Here is a 16722-nt window from a genome sequence, read left to right as displayed (position 1 = left end):
GTAGGGTCGGCGGCGAAACCCGGAGGTGAGGGGGACGCCATGGGACAGCTGCGGGGTGCCTCCGGCGGGCTCGCACGGGTGCGGGTCACCGCCATCGCCAGCCTGACACCTCTGGAGGAACTGGAGGCGGACCCTTTTCTGGTCGACTCCCGCAGCCAGCACGCCATGTGCGCCCGGTGGGCGGTGGAACACGGTTACGTGGTCGCGCGGGAACTTCTGGTCGGCGGGCTGCGTTTCGACCATTGCGCCCTGTGGGACGGCGTCCTGCCCGGCGTGGACGTGTTCGTCGCCCCCAGCCGGCGGGTGCTGGAGCGTGCCCTGTCCTCGGTGGAGGAGTTCACCGCCGAGTGCGCCCGGCGCGGCGTGCGCGTGGAGACGGTGGGGCGGGCCGAGCCGTGCTACGACGCGCAGATGAAGGCACGGGTGCACCGCCGCCTTTCGATGCCGACGGCAGGGTACGACGGGCGCTGACGGCCCGGTGACCGGACCACGTTCGGCAGCTGGACTGCGTTCCGCGAGCCGGACTGCGTTCCGCAACCGGACCTCGTTCGGCAACCGGATCGGGCTCGCTCCCCGGACCGTGTTCGCTGACGGACCGGGCTCGGCGACCGAATCGGTCTCCCTGCCCGGACCGGTCCAGGTGACCGAACGGGCCCGGTGACCGTATGGGGCTCGCCAACCGGACCGTGTGACAAGGTGGAGCCAGGCCCCGGGACCGGGCGGGCCGGGACGTGAGGTGTGCGGGGCGTGCGGGGCGTGCGGTGGCGACGGGTCGCCAGCCAGGTCGGACGGAGCGTCACGGTGTGGGCGGTCTCCACGGTCACCATGCTTCTCCTCGCCGGTCTCCTGCCCGACTTCCGGCTCCAGTCCGCCGACGGCGACAGCGCCACCCGGATCGCGATCACCGCCGCGTGCGGTGCCGGCGCCTTCGGCGTGCTCTCGGCCGTGGTGTGGCCGCTGCTCGTACGGCTGCTGCTGCTCGTGCCCGCGTTCGTCCTCGGTCTGCTGGTCTTCTTCCTGAACGGCTCCCTGCTCCTGCTCGCCCTGCGCATCAACCCCTCGGGGCGGGGGGAGGCCGCCCCGGAGACCGCGGTCATCGTGGCCGCCGTGATGTCCGCCGTCGCCTCGGCCACCGGCGCCACCCTCGCCGTACGTGACGACGACGCCTACCGCCGCCGTCTCCTGCGGCTCGCCGGCCGTCGCCACAGAGCCGATCCGCCCTGCCCGGCCGGGCCCGGCCTGGTCTGCGTCCAGCTCGACGGCGTCGGGCACGACGTCCTCACCGCCGCCGTCCGCAAGGGCCTCATGCCGACCGTCGCCCGCTGGCTGGCGACGGACGACGGCGCACGGTCCGCACCGCCCGCGGCACCCACCCACCGGCTCACCCCCTGGCACACCGACTGGTCCAGCCAGACCGGCGCCAGCCAGCTCGGCATCCTGCACGGCAGCACCTTCGACGTGCCGGCCTTCCGCTGGTACGAGAAGGACCGGGGCGAGGTGATGGTGTGCAACCGCCCCACCAGCGCCGCCGCACTCCAGCACCGCGCCGTACGGCACACCGGCGACGGCGGACTGCTCACCGTCGACGGCGCGAGCCGCGGCAACCTGTTCAGCGGCGGCGCCGGCGAACAGGCCCTCGTGCTCTCCATCGCGACCCGCCGCCGGGGCCGGGAGAACCGTTCCCGCGCGGGCTACTTCGCCTACTTCTCCGACCCCGCCAACGCGGTGCGCACCGCCCTGTCCTTCGCCGCCGAGGTCGGCCGCGAGATCGGCCAGTCCACCCGCGCCAGGATCCGCAGGCAGCGGCCCCGCGTGGGCCGCGGCGGCCTCTACCCCTTCGTGCGCGCCTTCGCCACCGTCGTCGAACGGGACGTGGTGGTCGCCGCCGTGATGGGTGACCTGCTCGCCGGCCGCACCGCCGTCTACGCCGACCTCGTCGCCTACGACGAGGTCGCCCACCACTCCGGACCGCACAGCGGGGACGCCGAGAAGGTCCTGCAGCGCCTGGACCGTTCCCTCGCCCTCATCGAGAAGGCCGCCGAACACGCCCCGCGCCCCTACCGGATCGTCGTCCTGTCCGACCACGGCCAGAGCCCCGGCGAGACCTTCCGCGCCCGCTACGGCCTCACCCTGGCCGACCTCGTCCGCGCCGGCTGCGGACTGCCCGTTCCCCGTAAGGCCGAGCGGACCCGCAGCGGCGCCGAGGCCCGGGCCGCCGTCCGCGCGGCCCTGCGCAGGCCCGTGGAGGAGAAGGGCGGAGGGCACCGCCCGGCCCGCGGCTCGGAGCCGATCGTGCTCGCCTCCGGCAACCTCGGCCTGATCTCCTTCCCGGACGTGCCGCACCGCATGACCAAGGAGGAGATCGACAGCCGGCACCCCGCCCTGCTCGCCACCCTCGCCAACCACCCCGGCATCGGCTTCCTGCTGGTGCGCAGCGAAGAGCACGACGGAGTGCTGCTCGGCCCGTACGGCACCGGGATCCCGCTGGCGGAGCTGGACGGGGACCCCGGCCCGCTGGCCTCCTTCGGGCCCGGCGCCGCCGATGCCGTCCGTCGCACGCACTCCTTCCCGCACACCGCCGACATCATGGTCAACTCCTTCCACGACCCCGCCGACGGTGAAGTCCTCGCCTTCGAGGAGCAGATCGGCTCCCACGGCGGCCTGGGCGGCGCCCAGTCGCGCCCCTTCCTGCTCTCCCCGCTCACCCTGTCCGAGCCCGTGGCCGGGGGAGCGCGGCTGACCGGCGCCGAGCAGGTGCACGGCGTCCTGCGCCGCTGGCTGCGCGAGGCGAACGGGCCGCAGGTGCCGCTCACCACGGCGACGGACGAGGACGAGCGCGCCGCCTGAATCCGGGAGCCCGGTCTTCACGGTGCGGTGAGCCCGGATGTGATCGGATGGCCCCGGAACCCGAAGACCCGGACCCACGCGAAAGGAACCACCGTGGCTACCACGCGCACCGCACACACCGTCTGGGAAGGCAACCTGCTCGAGGGCAACGGCGTCGTCAGCTTCGACTCCTCCGGCATCGCCCGGCAGCCGGTCACGTGGGCCTCGCGCGCCCAGGAGGCGAACGGCAAGACCAGCCCCGAAGAGCTGATCGCGGCCGCCCACTCCAGCTGCTTCTCCATGGCGCTCTCGCACGGCCTGGCCGGCGCCGGCACCCCGCCCACCCGTCTGGAGACCAAGGCCGACGTCACCTTCCAGCCCGGCGAGGGCATCACCGGCATCCACCTCACCGTCCACGGCGAGGTTCCCGGCCTGGACGAGGACGGCTTCCGGTCGGCGGCCGAGGACGCCAAGAAGAACTGCCCGGTCAGCCAGGCCCTGACCGGTACGACGATCACCTTGACGGCCGAGCTGGCCTGAGGCCGCCGGACCCGGTGCCGCGTTCCCGCCCGGGGGCGCGGCACCACCGTTTCCGGGTACCCGTCCATTGACAAGGGCGTACGCACGATCTGTGCTGGGAGAGCGGCAGGCACTCTGGCGGATCCGTCCTGGTGGAAGGGGACGAACCATGGCACGTGCGGTCGGGATCGATCTGGGGACGACGAACTCGGTGGTGGCCGTCCTGGAGGGCGGCGAACCCACCGTCGTCGCCAACGCGGAGGGCGCGCGGACCACCCCCTCCGTGGTGGCGTTCGCGAAGAACGGTGAGGTACTGGTCGGCGAGGTCGCCAAGCGGCAGGCCGTGACGAACGTGGAGCGCACCGCGCGCTCGGTGAAGCGGCACATGGGCGATCCGGACTGGCGCTTCCCCGAACAGGGCACGGTCGACGGCAGCCGGATGCGCGCGCAGGAGCTGTCGGCTCGGGTGCTGCAGAAGCTGAAGCGGGACGCGGAGGCCTACCTCGGCGAGGACGTCACGGACGCGGTGATCACCGTACCGGCGTACTTCGACGACTCCCAGCGGCAGGCCACCAAGGAGGCCGGGGAGATCGCCGGCCTGAAGGTACTGAGGATCATCAACGAGCCGACGGCCGCCGCCCTCGCCTACGGCCTGGACCGCGGCGAGGAGCAGACCGTCCTCGTCTTCGACCTGGGCGGCGGCACCTTCGACGTGTCCCTGCTGGAGATCGGCGACGGCGTCATCGAGGTGAAGGCCACCAACGGCGACACCCACCTGGGCGGCGACGACTGGGACCAGCGGATCGTCGAGCACCTGGCGAAGCGCTTCAAGGGGCAGTACGGCATCGACCTCGGCGCCGACAAGATGGCCGTGCAGCGGCTGCGCGAGGCCGGTGAGAAGGCCAAGATCGAGCTGTCCTCGTCCTCGGAGAGCTCGATCAACCTGCCCTACATCACCGCCTCCGCCGACGGCCCGCTGCACCTGGAGGAGAAGCTGACCCGCGCCCAGTTCCAGGAACTGACGTCCGACCTGCTGGACCGCTGCAGGGCGCCCTTCCACCAGGCGGTCCGGGACGCCGGGGTGGAGCTGTCCGCGGTCGACCACGTCATCCTGGTCGGCGGCTCGACCCGGATGCCCGCCGTCACCGACCTGGTCAAGGAGCTCACCGGCAAGGACCCGCACAAGGGCGTCAATCCGGACGAGGTCGTCGCGGTCGGCGCGGCCCTCCAGGCCGGTGTCATCCGCGGCGACGTCAAGGACGTCCTGCTGCTCGACGTCACCCCGCTGTCCCTGGGCATCGAGACCAAGGGCGGCATCATGACCAGGCTGATCGAACGCAACACGACCATCCCGACCCGGCGCGCGGAGATCTTCACCACAGCCACCGACAACCAGCCCTCGGTCGGCATCCAGGTCTACCAGGGCGAGCGCGAGATCGCCGCCTACAACAAGAAACTCGGCGTCTTCGACCTCACCGGACTGCCGCCCGCCCCGCGCGGTGTCCCGCAGATCGAGGTCGCCTTCGACATCGACGCCAACGGGATCATGCACGTCTCCGCCAAGGACCTCGGGACCGGCCGGGAACAGAAGATGACCGTCACCGGCGGCTCCGCCCTGCCCAAGGACGACATCGACCGCATGATGCGGGACGCGGAACAGTACGCGGAGGAGGACCGCAAACGCCGCGAGACCGCCGAGACCCGCAACCAGGCCGAGCAGCTCGTCTACCAGACCGAGAAGTTCATCCGGGACAACGAGGACCGGATCCCGGCCGACACCAGGTCCGAGGTGCAGGCCGCGGCCACCGAACTCAAGGGCCTGCTGGAGCAGAACGCCGACACGGGCGCCCTGCGCACCGGCCTCGACAAGCTGGGCTCCGTCAGCCAGAAGATGGGCCAGGCCATGTACGCCCAGGGGCAGCAGCAGACACCCGACGACACCCCCCGGGAGCAGGCCGCACCGCAGGACGAGGAAGGCGTGGTGGACGCCGAGATCGTGGACGACGAACGGGAGCAGAAGGGCGGCGCGGCCTAGCACCTGACCGCCCGGCAGAGCCCTAGCCGCCGATCCGCTCCCAGACCCGCCGCTCCGGGCGCGGCCCCAGCTGCCCGGGGTCGCGCCGGCGGTAGACGACGTAGGGCCGGAACAGGTACGGCACCGGGGCGCTGAACATGTGGACGAGGCGGGTGCAGGGGACCAGCGCGATCAGCACCATGCCGGTCACCGCGTGGATCTGGAACAGCACCGGCACGTCCGCCATCAGCTCCGTCCTGGGGCGGAGGATGAACAGGCTGCGGGCCCAGGGCGCGATGGTCTCCCGGTAGCTGTAGCCGTCGGCGGAGACATGGCTCAGCTTGGCGGCCAGGCCCGTGACGAGCGCGGCGAGCAGAAAGACGTACATGGTCCGGTCGCTGGCCGTCGTCGCCCTGGGGACGGGGGCCCTGGTGCGGCGGCGGTGGATGAGCAGCAGGATCCCGGCGACGGCCAGCAGCCCGGCCGCCGTACCGCCGTAGAGCGAGAGCAGGCGGCAGGTGTGATCGTCGACGCCCAGGGCCCGCGTCCAGGACATCGGTACGAACAGTCCGGTCAGATGTCCGACGAGCACGAACAGGATGCCGTAGTGGAACACCGGCGAGGCGAAGTTCAGCAGCCTCGACCCGTACGGCTGCGAGGAACGCGTGGTCCAGCCGAACCTGTCGTAGCGGTAACGCCAGAGCAGTCCGGCGACGAGGCCGGTGAAGGCGATGTAGGGCAGGACGCCCCACAGGAATGTGGTCATGAGCGCACCCCGCTGTGCACGGTCGGCAATGTGGCGCACACCGCGTCCAGGATGGACGCATACGGTGTGCCGGCCTCGGTCAGCCGGGAACGCAGCTGCTCCAGGCCGTCGTGGTATTCCGTCAGAGGATCGGTGTTGCCGGTCCGGGCCGCGAACTCCAGCACGGCCGGCAGGAAGTCCGGCAGCTCCTGCCCGGTGAACTCCAGACCGTGCGCGCGGTACAGGTCCCTGAACCGCACCAGCGACATCCCGCGCCGCCGTGTGTCTCCGTCGCGCCACCAGCTCAGGTAGAGGCTGTGCCGGTTCCTGAAGTCGAAGACCTGCACGTAGTGCGCCGCCAGGTCCGGCAGTGCGGTGAGCGCCGCGTGGTCCACGAACTCCCGCAGCTGCGGGGCCGCTTCGCGCACCAGCTGCAGCCTCTCCACCAGGTCCTCGTCCGGATAGGTCAGACAGAGTGCCGACGCCTGGTACAGCACGGCATCCGAAGGCATCAGGTCTCCCTCGCGTCGTCGGTCGTCCGCCGCTTGCGCAGGGCGTGGAAGTCCTCCAACGACACCAGCGGCAGCACCTTGCGCCCCGAGTCCTGGCCGGACGGCCCGTCGCCGCCCATCCCGGGGCCGCCGTCGTGGTCGAGGCTGCACCTCCCGGGCAGCGCCGACTGCTCCAGCCGACGCGCGTCCCCGGCGGCCGCGGCCGGAATCACATACCGGTCCTCTTGCCGGGCGACCGCCAGCAGCCGGTACAGCTCCTCGATCTCGCCCGGATCCATGCCGACGGCCGAGGCGGCACGAGGGTCCGGCTCCTCGCCCAGGTTGATCGCCCGCATGTGGGAGCGCATCGCGGCGAGCCGTTCCAGCGAGGCGCGCACCGGTCCCGTGTCGCCCGCCGTGAACAACTCCGCCAGGTACTCCAGCGGGATGCGCAGGGTGTCGATCGCGCCGAACAGGTTCTGCTGGTCCTCGCCGTCGTGCCCGGTCTCGGTCAGCGCGTCCACCACCGGCGACAGCGGCGGGATGTACCAGACCATCGGCATCGTCCGGTACTCCGGATGCAGCGGCAGCGCCACCCGGTACCTGCTGATCAGCGCATACACGGGGGAGCGGCGGGCCGCCTCGAGCCAGTCGTACGGGATCCCCGCCTGCCGGCAGGCCCGCCGCACCCCGCGGTCCTCCGGGTCCAGGAAGACGTCCAGCTGAGCCTCGTACAGTGCCCTCTCGTCGCGCACGGAGGCGGCCGCGGTCACCTTGTCGGCGTCGTAGAGGACGACCCCGAGATAGCGCAGCCGGCCCACACAGGTCTCCGAGCACACGGTGGGCAGGCCCGCCTCCAGGCGCGGAAGGCACAGGGTGCACTTCTCGGCCTTGCCGGTGAGGTGGTCGAAGTACACCTTCTTGTACGGGCATCCGGTCACGCACCGCTGCCAGCCCCGGCAGCGGTCCTGGTCGACCAGGACGACGCCGTCCTCCGCCCGTTTGTACATCGCCCCGGACGGACAGGAGGCCACGCACGAGGGGTTCAGGCAGTGCTCGCAGATGCGCGGCAGAGAGAACGTGAACGTCTGCTCGAATGCGAGCCGGACCTTTTCGGAAGCCCGTTGACGCATGCGCTCCACCATCGGGTCGAGGTCGCCGTGGTCGGGGTCGCCGTGGTCGGGATCGCCGTGGTCGGGGGCGCCGGCCGGGGCGTCGTCGCGGTCCCACGACCACTCGATCTTCATCGGCTTCCCGTCGAGCCGTGGCAGTGGACGCCCGACCGGGACGCCGTCGCCGAGCGGGACGCCGTCGCCGAGCGGGGCGTCGGCGAGGTTCCTGCAGTCGTGCGTCCAGGGTGCGTCGTAGTCCTTGATCTCCGGAAGCCCGGGGTCGGAGAAGATCCCCGCGAGCTTGAGCAGCCGGCCGCCCGCCCTGAGTCCGAGCGCGCCCCGGCGGTTCAGCCGCCAGCCGCCCTTCCACTTCTCCTGGTCCTCGTAGCGGCGCGGACTGCCCGGCCCGGGCCGGGTTTCGACATGGTTGAACCAGACGTGCTCCATGCCCCGCCGGTTGGTCCATGCCTGCTTGCAGGTGACCGAACAGGTGTGACAGCCGATGCACTTGTCGAGGTTCATGACCATCGCGATCTGGGCCATGGGACGCATCAGTGTTCGACCTCCTGGCTGCGGCGGCGGAGCACCGTCACCTCGTCGCACGGGTTGCCCGTCGGGCCCAGGTAGTCGAACGCCCAGGACAACTGGGCGTAGCCGCCGATCAGATGGGAGGGCTTGAGGACCGGACGGGTGGGTGAGTCGTGGATGCCGCCGCGCAGGCCGGTCGTCTCCGCCCGCGGGGCGTTCACCGTGCCTTCCTGCGCTTGGTGGATGGAGACCGTGCCGGCCGGCATCCGGTGCGAGACGGCCGCGCGGGCCACCACCACGCCGTTGCGGTCGGCCGTCTCGACCCAGTCGTCGTCCTTCACCCCGATCGCGTCCGCGTCCTCGGGGGACATCCAGATGTTCCGCCCGCCGCGGGAGAGGGCCGGCATGAACAGGTCGTCCTGGTACTGGGAGTCGATGGACCACTTGTCGTGCGGGGTGAGACGGCGGACCGTCACCTGCCGCTGCCCGTCCGGGCCGGGGCGCTCCTCGCCGAGCAGCTTGTTCGTGTCCAGCGGCGGCCGGTACACCGGCAGCGCCTCGCCCAGCTCGTGCATCCAGTCGTGGTCGAGGAAGAAGTGCTGGCGCCCGGTGAGCGTGTGCCACGGCTTGAGGTGTTGGGTGTTCAGCGTGAACGCGGTGTGCCGCCGGCCGCCGGACCCGCTGCCCGACCACTCCGGTGACGTGATCACCGGCACCGTTGCCGCCTGTGCGTCCGTGTAGGTGATCCGCCTGCCCTCGTGCTCGGCGGCCAGATGTGCCATCTCCCGGCCGGTGCGCGCCTCCAGGGTGCGAAAGCCCTGCGTGGCGAGCCGCCCGTTGGTCGTCCCGGACAGCGCGAGGACGGTGTCCGCGGCCTTCACCGCCGTGTCCAGGGCCGGCCGGCCCCCGGCCGGACCGCCGCGCACGGTACCGTTCGACTCCCGCAGCCTGTCGACCTCCTCGTCGGGCCGCAGGGCGATGCCCTTGGCGGGCAGCCCCAGCTCCTCCGCCAGCGGGCCGAGCGCCGCGAACTTCGCGCCGACCGCCGTGTAGTCGCGCTCCACGACGGTCAGGTGCGGCAGCGTTCTTCCGGGCACCGGCTCGCACTCCCCGCGCTTCCAGTCCAGGACGACACCGCCCGGCTGCGCGATCTCGTCCGGCGTGTCGTGCTGCAGGGCACTGGCCACCAGGTCCCTGCGTACGCCCAGGTGGTCCGCGGCCAGCTCGCTCAGCCGCTCGGCCAGCGCCTTGAACGTCTCGAAGTCGGTGCGCGCCTGCCACGGCGGATCCACGGCCGGGGTGAAGGAGCGCACGGGGGGACGCATGTCCGTGCTGGACAGGTCGTGCTTCTCGTACGGGGTCGCGGCGGGCAGCACCACGTCCGACAGCAGCGTCGAGGACGTCTGCCGGAAGTCCAGGGACACCAGCAGGTCGAGCTTGCCCTCGGGCGCCTCCTCGCGCCACTTCACGTCCCGGGGCCGCGCCTCCTCGGGCGCCTCCTCGTGTCGCTTCACGTCCCGGGGCCGTACTTCCTCGGGCGCCTTCTCATGTCGCTTCACGTCCCGGGGTCGCGCCTCCTCGGGCGCCTTCTCGGTGCGCAGTGACGAGTGGGTGCCCAGCAGGTGCCGGGTGAAGCACTCCGCGCCCTTCGCCGGCGAGCCGAACGGATCGGCCCGCCACAGCGTCAGCACACGCGGCCAGTTCTCCGGTGCGTCCGGATCCTCGCAGGCGAACTTCAGGGTGCCCGCCCGCAGTTCCGCCACCGCCTGCGCGACCGGATCGCCGGCCCCCGCGCCCAGCTCCAGCGGGTTGCGGTCGAAGGTCGGGTACGACGGCGTCCACCCCGAACGCGCCGACAGCGCCACGCAGTCGGCACCCGTCATCCCCGCGAACCTGCCCTCGCCCAGCGGCGAGGCGAGCACCTCGGTGCCGAACCGGTCGTAGCGCCACTGGCCGGCGTTGAGGAACCAGTACGCGGTGCCGGTCATCTGCCGCGGCGGGCGCGACCAGTCCGAGGCGGCCGCCAGGGTCGCCCAGCCGGTCAACGGGCGGCACCGCTCCTGCCCCGCGCAGTGCGCCCAGCCGCCGCCGTTGCGGCCCTGGCAGCCGGTCAGCTGGAGCAGGGCGAGGAAGGCACGGCAGACCGTCTCGGAGTGGAACCAGTGGTGGGTGCCCGCGCCCGTGAGGATCACGCAACGGCCCCCGGACCGCTCGGCGGTCCGCGCGAACTCGCGGGCGATCTTCACGCACCCGGCCGCCGGGACCGAGGTCAGCGCCTCCTGCCAGGCGGGGGTGCCGGGTGTCCGCGCGTCGTCGTAGGAAGCCGGCCAGGCGCCCGGGAGGCCGTGCCGCCAGACACCGTACTGCGCCAGCAGCAGATCGTAGACCGTCGTCACGAGGGGGCCGCTCGCCCCGCCCAGCCGCGTCGCGGGCACCGACCGGCGCAGCACCCCACCGCGGCCCTGGCCCTGCGCACTCCCCTCCGTGTCGAAGCGCGGCAGCAGCACCTCCACCGGCACCGCGACCCGGCTGCCGTAGAGGCTCAACTGCGGCTCGATACCGCCAAGTTCCAGGTTCCACCGGCCCCGCCCGGACTCGGTCCAGCGGAAACCCAGCGAACCGTTCGGCACGACCGCGCGGCCCGACACCGCATCCAGCACGACCGTCTTCCACTCCGCCCCCTCGCCCCCCTGGCCCAGATCGCGGGCCCGCAGGAACTTCGCGGGCACATGCGCCCCGTCCCGCTCGGCCAGCGTCACCAGGAACGGCAGGTCCGTGAACCTGCGTACGTAGTCCGCGAAGAACGGCGTCTCACGGTCGACGAAGAACTCCTTGAGGATCACATGCCCCATCGCGAGCGCCAGTGCCCCGTCCGTGCCCGGATGCGGATGCAGCCACTCGTCGGCGAACTTGGCCTGGTCCGCCTGGCCTGCGTGGTCCGGCGCGACCACTACGACCTTCTGCCCGCGGTAGCGCGCCTCCGCCATCCGGTGCGCGTCCGGCGCACGGGGCACCGGAACCCGGGAGCCCCACATCAACAGATACGCGGCGTCCCACCAGTCACCCGAATCCGCCACATCCGCCTGATCGCCGAAGACCTGCGGAGAAGCCACGGGAAGGTCCGGGTACCGGTCGGAGGACGACAGCATCGGCGCGCCGATCAGCGAGTGGAAGCGGGCGCCGGCCGCGTGCGACACCATCGACCTCGCCGGAGCGGGCGAGAAACCGGCGATCCGGTCGGGGCCGTACGTCTTGATCGTATGCACCTGCGCGGCGGCGACGAGCTCCACCGCCTCGGCCCAGCCCGCCCGCACCAGACCGCCCCTGCCCCGTGCCCGCTGGTAACGGCGACGGCGCTCCGGGTCCCCCTGGACGTCCGCCCACGCCAGAACCGGGTCCTTCAGGCGCTGCTTCGCCTCCCGGTACATCTCCAGCAGGACACCCCGTACATACGGGTGGCGCACCCGCGCCGGCGCATACGTGGACCAGGGGAACGACGCGCATAGCGGGCAGTCGCGGGGTGTGTGCCCGCGGCGGTCCGGGCCCACCGGCGGACCGTCCTGCGGACCACCGGCGGGCGTGCCGGGCCGGAAGAACCTCCCGACGCTCAACAGAGCCGCCCCCGGCTCCGCGGGCGGTATGTGGGTGTCGGTCACGTGCGGCTCCCTTGCTGGCCCATGGTTCGAACCTAGGGGCGGGCAGGGAGACGCACCTTTTCAGACCACCCGTCCGGGTCAGAGGCCCTCGCGGTACTCCCGCAGCAGCTTCTCGGTGCGCTGCGCGGAGGCGGCCCGTGCCGTCATGTGGTCCAGCACCTCCAGATGCGCGGCGACCTCCCGGCGGGAGTCCAGATACAGCGCACCCGTCAGATACTCGGTGAACACCATGTCCGGCAGCTCCGGCTCGGCGAACCGGAACAGCGTGAACGGCGCGTACGTTCCCGGATGCGGGCCGGCCGCGAACTCCGCGAGCTGCAGGGTGACCCGGTCCCGGGCGGCGTACTCCAGCAGCCGGTCCAGCTGGTCGCGCATGACCTCGGGCCGGATGCTCACCGGACGCCTCAGCACCGTCTCGTCCATGATCACCCACAGATGCGGCGGATCGTCCCGCTCCAGCAGCCGCTGCCGCTCCATGCGCAGCGACACATGCCGCTCGACCGTCTCCGGCCCGGTCTGCCCTATCGTCCCGGCCTCCATCACCGCGCGTGCATACGCCTCGGTCTGCAGCAGGCCGGGCACGAAGTGCGGTTCGTAGGAGCGGACGATCCGGGCGGCGCCCTCCAGGCTCACATACAGGCTGAACCAGTCGGGCAGCACATCGTGGTACCGCTGCCACCAGCCGGGCTGGTTCGCCTCCTCGGCCAGCCGCACGAACGCGGCCGCCTCCTCCTCGGCCACCCCGTAGGTGGACAGCAGCACCTGTACGTACGGGATCTTCAGCGCGACCTCGGCCATCTCCATCCGCCGTACGGTCGCGGGCGCCACCCTCAGCACCCGGGCGGCCTCCTCGCGGCTGAGCCCGGCCGCCTCACGCAGCTCCTGCAACCGCTTGCCGAGCACCACCTGGCCCACGGTGGGCGCAGCCCGCCGCTCACTCACGCCACGCCCTCCCCTACGCGCCGAAGTACCCGGGCAGTCTGCCACGCGCCGCCCGCTCGCACACGCTCTCGACCGGACCCGCATCGGCGCAAGGACGACCAACCGGCCAGTGTGCGCCGGTACAAGGACGGCCGACCGGCCGGCGCATGCCGGTGCAAGGACGGCCGACCGGCCGGCGCATGCCGGTACAAGGACCGTCAAACGGACAGTGTGTGCAGGTACTTGGTGGTCGCGGGGTCCGCGGGAAGGAAAGTCTCGATGGCGAGTTCGGCCACCGTGACGTCCATGGGGGTGTTGAACGTGGAGATCGACGACACGAACGACAGGACCCGGCCCTCGTGCTCGATCAGCATCGGCAGCGCGAAGTACGGCACCGGTTCGGCCGGCTCGGTCCCGGGCGCGTCCGCGGGCACCGGGTAGGCCGCCACCTCCTCGTACAGGGCGCGCAGCGGCTCCGAGCGGTGCAGGGCGAGCTGCCGCTCCATCTGCGCCAGCAGGTGCCCGCGCCACTCGCGCAGATTGCGGATGCGCGGCGCCAGACCCTCCGGGTGCAGGGTGAGCCGCATCGCGTTCGGGGCCGGCGTCATCAGCTTCTCCGGTACGCCCTCCAGCAGCATGGCGATGCCGCGGTTGGCGGCGACGACCGTGTAGCCGGCGTCCACCACCAGCGCCGGGTAGGGCTCGTACCCCTGGATGAGGCGTTCCATCCCGTCGCGCAGGACGTCCAGCGCCGGGTCGTCCAGCGGGGTCTCCGGGTAGCGCGGGGCGTGGCCGGCCGCCACCAGCAGGGCGTTGCGCTCGCGCACGGGCACGTCCAGGTGCTCGGCCAGCCGCAGCACCATCTCCTCGCTGGGCCGGGACCGGCCGGTCTCGATGAAGCTGATGTGCCGCGCCGAGGAGTCGGCGCGCAGCGCCAGCTCCAGCTGCGAGATCCTGCGCCGCTCCCGCCAGGCGCGCAGCAGCGGGCCCACGCCCTTGTCGTTCCTGTCCGCCTTGTCCCCCCTGTCCGTCCTGCCCGTCCTGTCCGTCCTGCCCGTCCTGACTGTCCTGCCCGTCCTGTCTGTCCCGCGGGTCTTGCCGACGGGGGCGGTGGCGGATGCGGAGAGGCCGGTCGCGACAATGGTCATACGGACGACCGTAGTCGAGGAGACCGCCCGACGGCCGAGGAGACCTGCCGACGGTCGGGAAGACCCGCCGACGGCCACTGCCGGAGACCGGAGTGTCGACGGCCGGTGCCGGACACCGGAGTTGAGGAGGGCACGCATGAACCAGCCGGGGACGCCGAACTGGGAGGCCGCGGCGGTGTACCGGGCCAGGGTCCGGGGCTGTCTGCTCGGCGGGGCCCTCGGCGACGCCCTCGGGTACCCCGTCGAGTTCTCCTCCCTCGACCGGATCCGCGCCGCGCACGGCGAGCGCGGCGTGCTCGGCCTCGTACCCGGCGCGCACGGGGCGGTGGGCCTGATCAGCGACGACACACAGATGACCCTGTTCACCGCCGAGGCCCTCGTCCAGGCCCACGCACGGGAGCGTGAGAAGGGGATCGGGGGCGGCTGGGCCCTGCTGCTGCGGTGGGCCTATGAGCGGTGGCTGCGCACCCAGACGAAGTCCGGCCCCGAGGAGGCCGCACCGCCGCAGCTCGGCGCTCCCGCGGGCGGCCTCGTCACCGAGGCCTGGCTGTACGCCCGCCGCGCTCCCGGCAACGCCTGTCTGTCCGGAGCCGCCCAGATGTACGCCCCCGACCCGCTGCTCCCGCTCGACGGCAGGCCGGGGGAGGTCAACCCCGGCTCCAAGGGCTGCGGAGCGGTGATGCGCTCGGCACCCTTCGGCCTGGTGTGCCCCGCCGACGCGGCCTTCGCCATGGCCGCCCGCGGCGCCCAGATCACCCACGGCCACCCCACCGGCTACTACGCGGCGGGCGCGCTGGCCGCGATCGTGGCGCACCTGGTCACGGGGGAGTCCCTGGAGGGCGCGGTACTGCGCACGCTGCGGCTGCTGGAACGCCACCCCGGGCACGAGGAGACCACGGCCGCGCTGCGCGGGGCCCTCGACCTGGCCGCCGAGGGAGCACCGACCGCGGAGAAGGCCGAGTCCCTCGGGGCGGGCTGGGTCGCCGAGGAGGCCCTCGCCCTGGGCGTCTACTGCGCCCTGGCCGAGCCCCGCGTCAAGGACGCCCTGCTGCTGTCCGTCAACCACTCGGGTGACAGCGACTCCACCGGCTCGATCTGCGGCAACCTGCTCGGCGCCCGGCACGGCGACGTCGGCCTGCCGCACGCCTGGGTCGAGCGGGTGGAGGGCCGCGCCCGCATCGCCGCACTGGCGGACGACCTCGCGGCCGAGCGGGTACGGGCCTGAGGGCGCGGTGCGCGCCGGGCCGGGCGCGGGCTAGGGCACGCGGGAGTGATCGCCGGGCGCGGGCTCGGGCACGCGGGAGTGCACGCCGGGCCGGGCGCTGACTCGGCCACGCAGGAGTGCGCGCCGGGTCGGACGCGAGGTGCGTGCGGGGCCGGGCATGGCAGGCTGAACGAGTACTCGCCCGCCCCGAAGGGAGACCGGCCATGGCCGTCGAACCGCTGTCGCAGAAGGAGATCGAGGACCGGCTGGCCGAGTTGCCCGGCTGGTCGGTGGACGGGGACCGCCTCACCCGCACCTACCGGCTCGACTCGCACTTCGCGGCGGCGGCGCTCGTCGTGCACATCGCGCGGATCCAGGACGAGCTGGACCACCACTCCGACCTCACCCTTGGCTATCACACCGTCCTCCTCAGCGTGAACACACACAGCGCGGGCGGCGCGCTCACCGAGAAGGACTTCGCGCTCGCCCGCAGGGTGGAGGACATCGCCCCAGGTCACCGGCCACACTGAGGGATGTGCTCGACTACGACAAGGAAGCTGGCGCCTACGACATCTCCCGTGGCGGCGAGCCCCGGGCCGAGGCGGCCACCCGGGCCGTCCTCGGCCTGATCCCCGACCGGCCGGGCCGCCTCCTCGACACCGCCTGCGGCACCGGGATCGTCACCCGGCGACTCGCCGCGGCCCGGCCCGCCCTGCGCGTGACGGGCGCGGACCTCGCCGAGGCCATGACGCGCCGGGCGGTGGCCCGTCTGCCCGGGGCGATCCTGCGGGCCGACGGCCGCCGTCTGCCTTTCGCCGACGCCACCTTCGAGGCGGTCACCAGCATCTGGCTGCTGCATCTGCTCTCCGACGCCGCCGAGGCGCGGGCCGTCGTCGCCGAATGCGCCCGCGTCCTGCGGCCCGGCGGGGTCTACGTCACCACCGTCGACAAGGCCGCCGCGCACGATGTCGGCAGCGACATCGACGCCGTCCTCGCTCCGCGCCCGCGCCGCCCCGCCCAGGACGCCGCGGACGCCGTCACCGCACATGCCGCCGAGCAGGGTCTGACCCCGTCCGGACAGGCCTGCTTCCCGGGCGTCGGCCAGGGCCGCAGCCCCCGGGCCACCATCGCCGACCTCGGACGCGGCTGGTTCACCCTGTTGCCGCCCGGCGATCCGCGCACCGAGAGGTTCGCCGCGGGCCTCGCCCGACTGCCGGACCAGGACCGCCCACGCCCCGACCCCGTCTTCGAGGTGCGCGCCTTCAGGAAGCCGGCGGACGGCTGAAGTCCGTCGAGCCGACCCGGATCCGGGTCCTTACCACCGGGTCCTTCCAGGTGCCGAGGGGCTCGCGGTCGTGACCCGTCTCCCGCCACAGCAGCCGAGTGCGGTCCTCCGCGACTCGTGGCGGAAAGACGCCTTCGACCTTCACGAACCCGTCGTCGAGGACGCTTTTCACCGGCCCACCGGCCCACCGGCCCACCGGCCCACCGGCCCACCGGCCCACCGGCCCACCGGCCCACCGGCCCACCGGCCCACCGGCCCACCGGCCCACCGGCA

13 protein-coding genes and 1 pseudogene are annotated in these 16722 nt (G+C 72.7%); 7 read left to right on the top strand and 7 right to left on the bottom strand.

Annotated features, from left to right (window positions below; translation table 11 throughout):
* Positions 1-39 precede the first annotated feature (39 nt).
* The 4 genes from ACZ7P3_RS06555 (at position 40) to dnaK (ending at position 5380) form a co-directional block, all read left to right on the top strand.
* Positions 40-471: a hypothetical protein gene (locus ACZ7P3_RS06555; RefSeq protein ID WP_472079372.1), complete on the top strand. Its 432-nt coding sequence runs from the start codon at positions 40-42 to the stop codon at positions 469-471.
* A 276-nt stretch (positions 472-747) separates the two neighbouring features.
* Positions 748-2847: a phage holin family protein gene (locus tag ACZ7P3_RS06550; RefSeq protein WP_472079371.1), complete on the top strand. Its 2100-nt coding sequence runs from the start codon at positions 748-750 to the stop codon at positions 2845-2847.
* A 93-nt stretch (positions 2848-2940) separates the two neighbouring features.
* On the top strand, positions 2941-3366 hold the full coding sequence (locus ACZ7P3_RS06545; protein ID WP_472079370.1) for an OsmC family protein: 426 nt from the start codon (positions 2941-2943) through the stop codon (positions 3364-3366).
* 148 nt (positions 3367-3514) lie between these two features.
* Positions 3515-5380, top strand: coding sequence for a molecular chaperone DnaK (gene dnaK, locus ACZ7P3_RS06540; RefSeq protein ID WP_472079369.1), 1866 nt, complete (start codon positions 3515-3517; stop codon positions 5378-5380).
* A 22-nt stretch (positions 5381-5402) separates the two neighbouring features.
* Here the strand turns inward: dnaK and narI are convergent, their stop codons facing one another.
* The 6 genes from narI to ACZ7P3_RS06510 all read right to left on the bottom strand — a co-directional run bounded on the left by narI (position 5403) and on the right by ACZ7P3_RS06510 (position 13960).
* Complete coding sequence (narI, locus tag ACZ7P3_RS06535; protein WP_472079368.1) at positions 5403-6125, bottom strand: respiratory nitrate reductase subunit gamma; 723 nt, start codon at positions 6123-6125, stop codon at positions 5403-5405.
* The gene (gene narJ / locus ACZ7P3_RS06530) at positions 6122-6616 is read right to left on the bottom strand and encodes a nitrate reductase molybdenum cofactor assembly chaperone (RefSeq protein WP_472079367.1); all 495 of its coding nucleotides are present in this window, start codon (positions 6614-6616) and stop codon (positions 6122-6124) included. The genes narI and narJ overlap by 4 nt, the downstream gene beginning before the upstream one ends.
* A complete protein-coding gene (narH, locus tag ACZ7P3_RS06525) occupies positions 6616-8259 on the bottom strand; it encodes a nitrate reductase subunit beta (RefSeq protein ID WP_472079366.1) in 1644 nt (547 codons plus the stop codon). The genes narJ and narH overlap by 1 nt, the downstream gene beginning before the upstream one ends.
* Positions 8259-11891, bottom strand: a complete 3633-nt coding sequence (locus ACZ7P3_RS06520) for a molybdopterin-dependent oxidoreductase (RefSeq protein WP_472079365.1) — start codon at positions 11889-11891, stop codon at positions 8259-8261. Before ACZ7P3_RS06520 ends, narH begins: the two co-directional genes overlap by 1 nt.
* Before the next feature lie 78 nt (positions 11892-11969).
* Positions 11970-12833 (bottom strand): helix-turn-helix domain-containing protein, encoded by an 864-nt coding sequence (locus tag ACZ7P3_RS06515; RefSeq protein WP_472079364.1) that lies wholly within the window; start codon positions 12831-12833, stop codon positions 11970-11972.
* Positions 12834-13030: 197 nt separating this feature from the next.
* Positions 13031-13960 (bottom strand): helix-turn-helix domain-containing protein, encoded by a 930-nt coding sequence (locus ACZ7P3_RS06510; RefSeq protein ID WP_472079363.1) that lies wholly within the window; start codon positions 13958-13960, stop codon positions 13031-13033.
* Between the two features lie 136 nt (positions 13961-14096).
* Between ACZ7P3_RS06510 and ACZ7P3_RS06505 the strand changes: the two genes are divergently transcribed.
* The 3 genes from ACZ7P3_RS06505 (at position 14097) to ACZ7P3_RS06495 (ending at position 16449) form a co-directional block, all read left to right on the top strand.
* The gene (locus tag ACZ7P3_RS06505) at positions 14097-15185 is read left to right on the top strand and encodes an ADP-ribosylglycohydrolase family protein (RefSeq protein ID WP_472079362.1); all 1089 of its coding nucleotides are present in this window, start codon (positions 14097-14099) and stop codon (positions 15183-15185) included.
* Between the two features lie 203 nt (positions 15186-15388).
* A complete protein-coding gene (locus tag ACZ7P3_RS06500; RefSeq protein ID WP_472079361.1) occupies positions 15389-15694 on the top strand; it encodes a 4a-hydroxytetrahydrobiopterin dehydratase in 306 nt (101 codons plus the stop codon).
* Positions 15695-15699: 5 nt separating this feature from the next.
* Entirely contained in the window at positions 15700-16449 is a 750-nt protein-coding gene (locus ACZ7P3_RS06495) for a class I SAM-dependent methyltransferase (protein WP_472079360.1), read from the top strand.
* On the opposite strand, the pseudogene ACZ7P3_RS06490 reads toward ACZ7P3_RS06495, so the two are convergent.
* Positions 16427-16722: pseudogene (locus tag ACZ7P3_RS06490) on the bottom strand (hypothetical protein); the annotation flags it as partial. The gene ACZ7P3_RS06495 and the pseudogene ACZ7P3_RS06490 overlap by 23 nt on opposite strands.

Source organism: Streptomyces sp. NPDC107581 (assembly GCF_055657175.1).
This window is presented reverse-complemented; position numbering and strand designations above follow the sequence as displayed.

Coding starts and splice junctions, on each gene's coding strand:
- ACZ7P3_RS06555 (WP_472079372.1), top strand. CDS start 40: ATGGGACAGCTGCGGGGTGCCTCCGGCGGGCTCGCACGGGTGCGGGTC.
- dnaK (WP_472079369.1), top strand. CDS start 3,515: ATGGCACGTGCGGTCGGGATCGATCTGGGGACGACGAACTCGGTGGTG.
- narI (WP_472079368.1), bottom strand. CDS start 6,125: ATGACCACATTCCTGTGGGGCGTCCTGCCCTACATCGCCTTCACCGGC.
- narJ (WP_472079367.1), bottom strand. CDS start 6,616: ATGCCTTCGGATGCCGTGCTGTACCAGGCGTCGGCACTCTGTCTGACC.
- narH (WP_472079366.1), bottom strand. CDS start 8,259: ATGCGTCCCATGGCCCAGATCGCGATGGTCATGAACCTCGACAAGTGC.
- ACZ7P3_RS06510 (WP_472079363.1), bottom strand. CDS start 13,960: ATGACCATTGTCGCGACCGGCCTCTCCGCATCCGCCACCGCCCCCGTC.
- ACZ7P3_RS06505 (WP_472079362.1), top strand. CDS start 14,097: ATGAACCAGCCGGGGACGCCGAACTGGGAGGCCGCGGCGGTGTACCGG.
- ACZ7P3_RS06500 (WP_472079361.1), top strand. CDS start 15,389: ATGGCCGTCGAACCGCTGTCGCAGAAGGAGATCGAGGACCGGCTGGCC.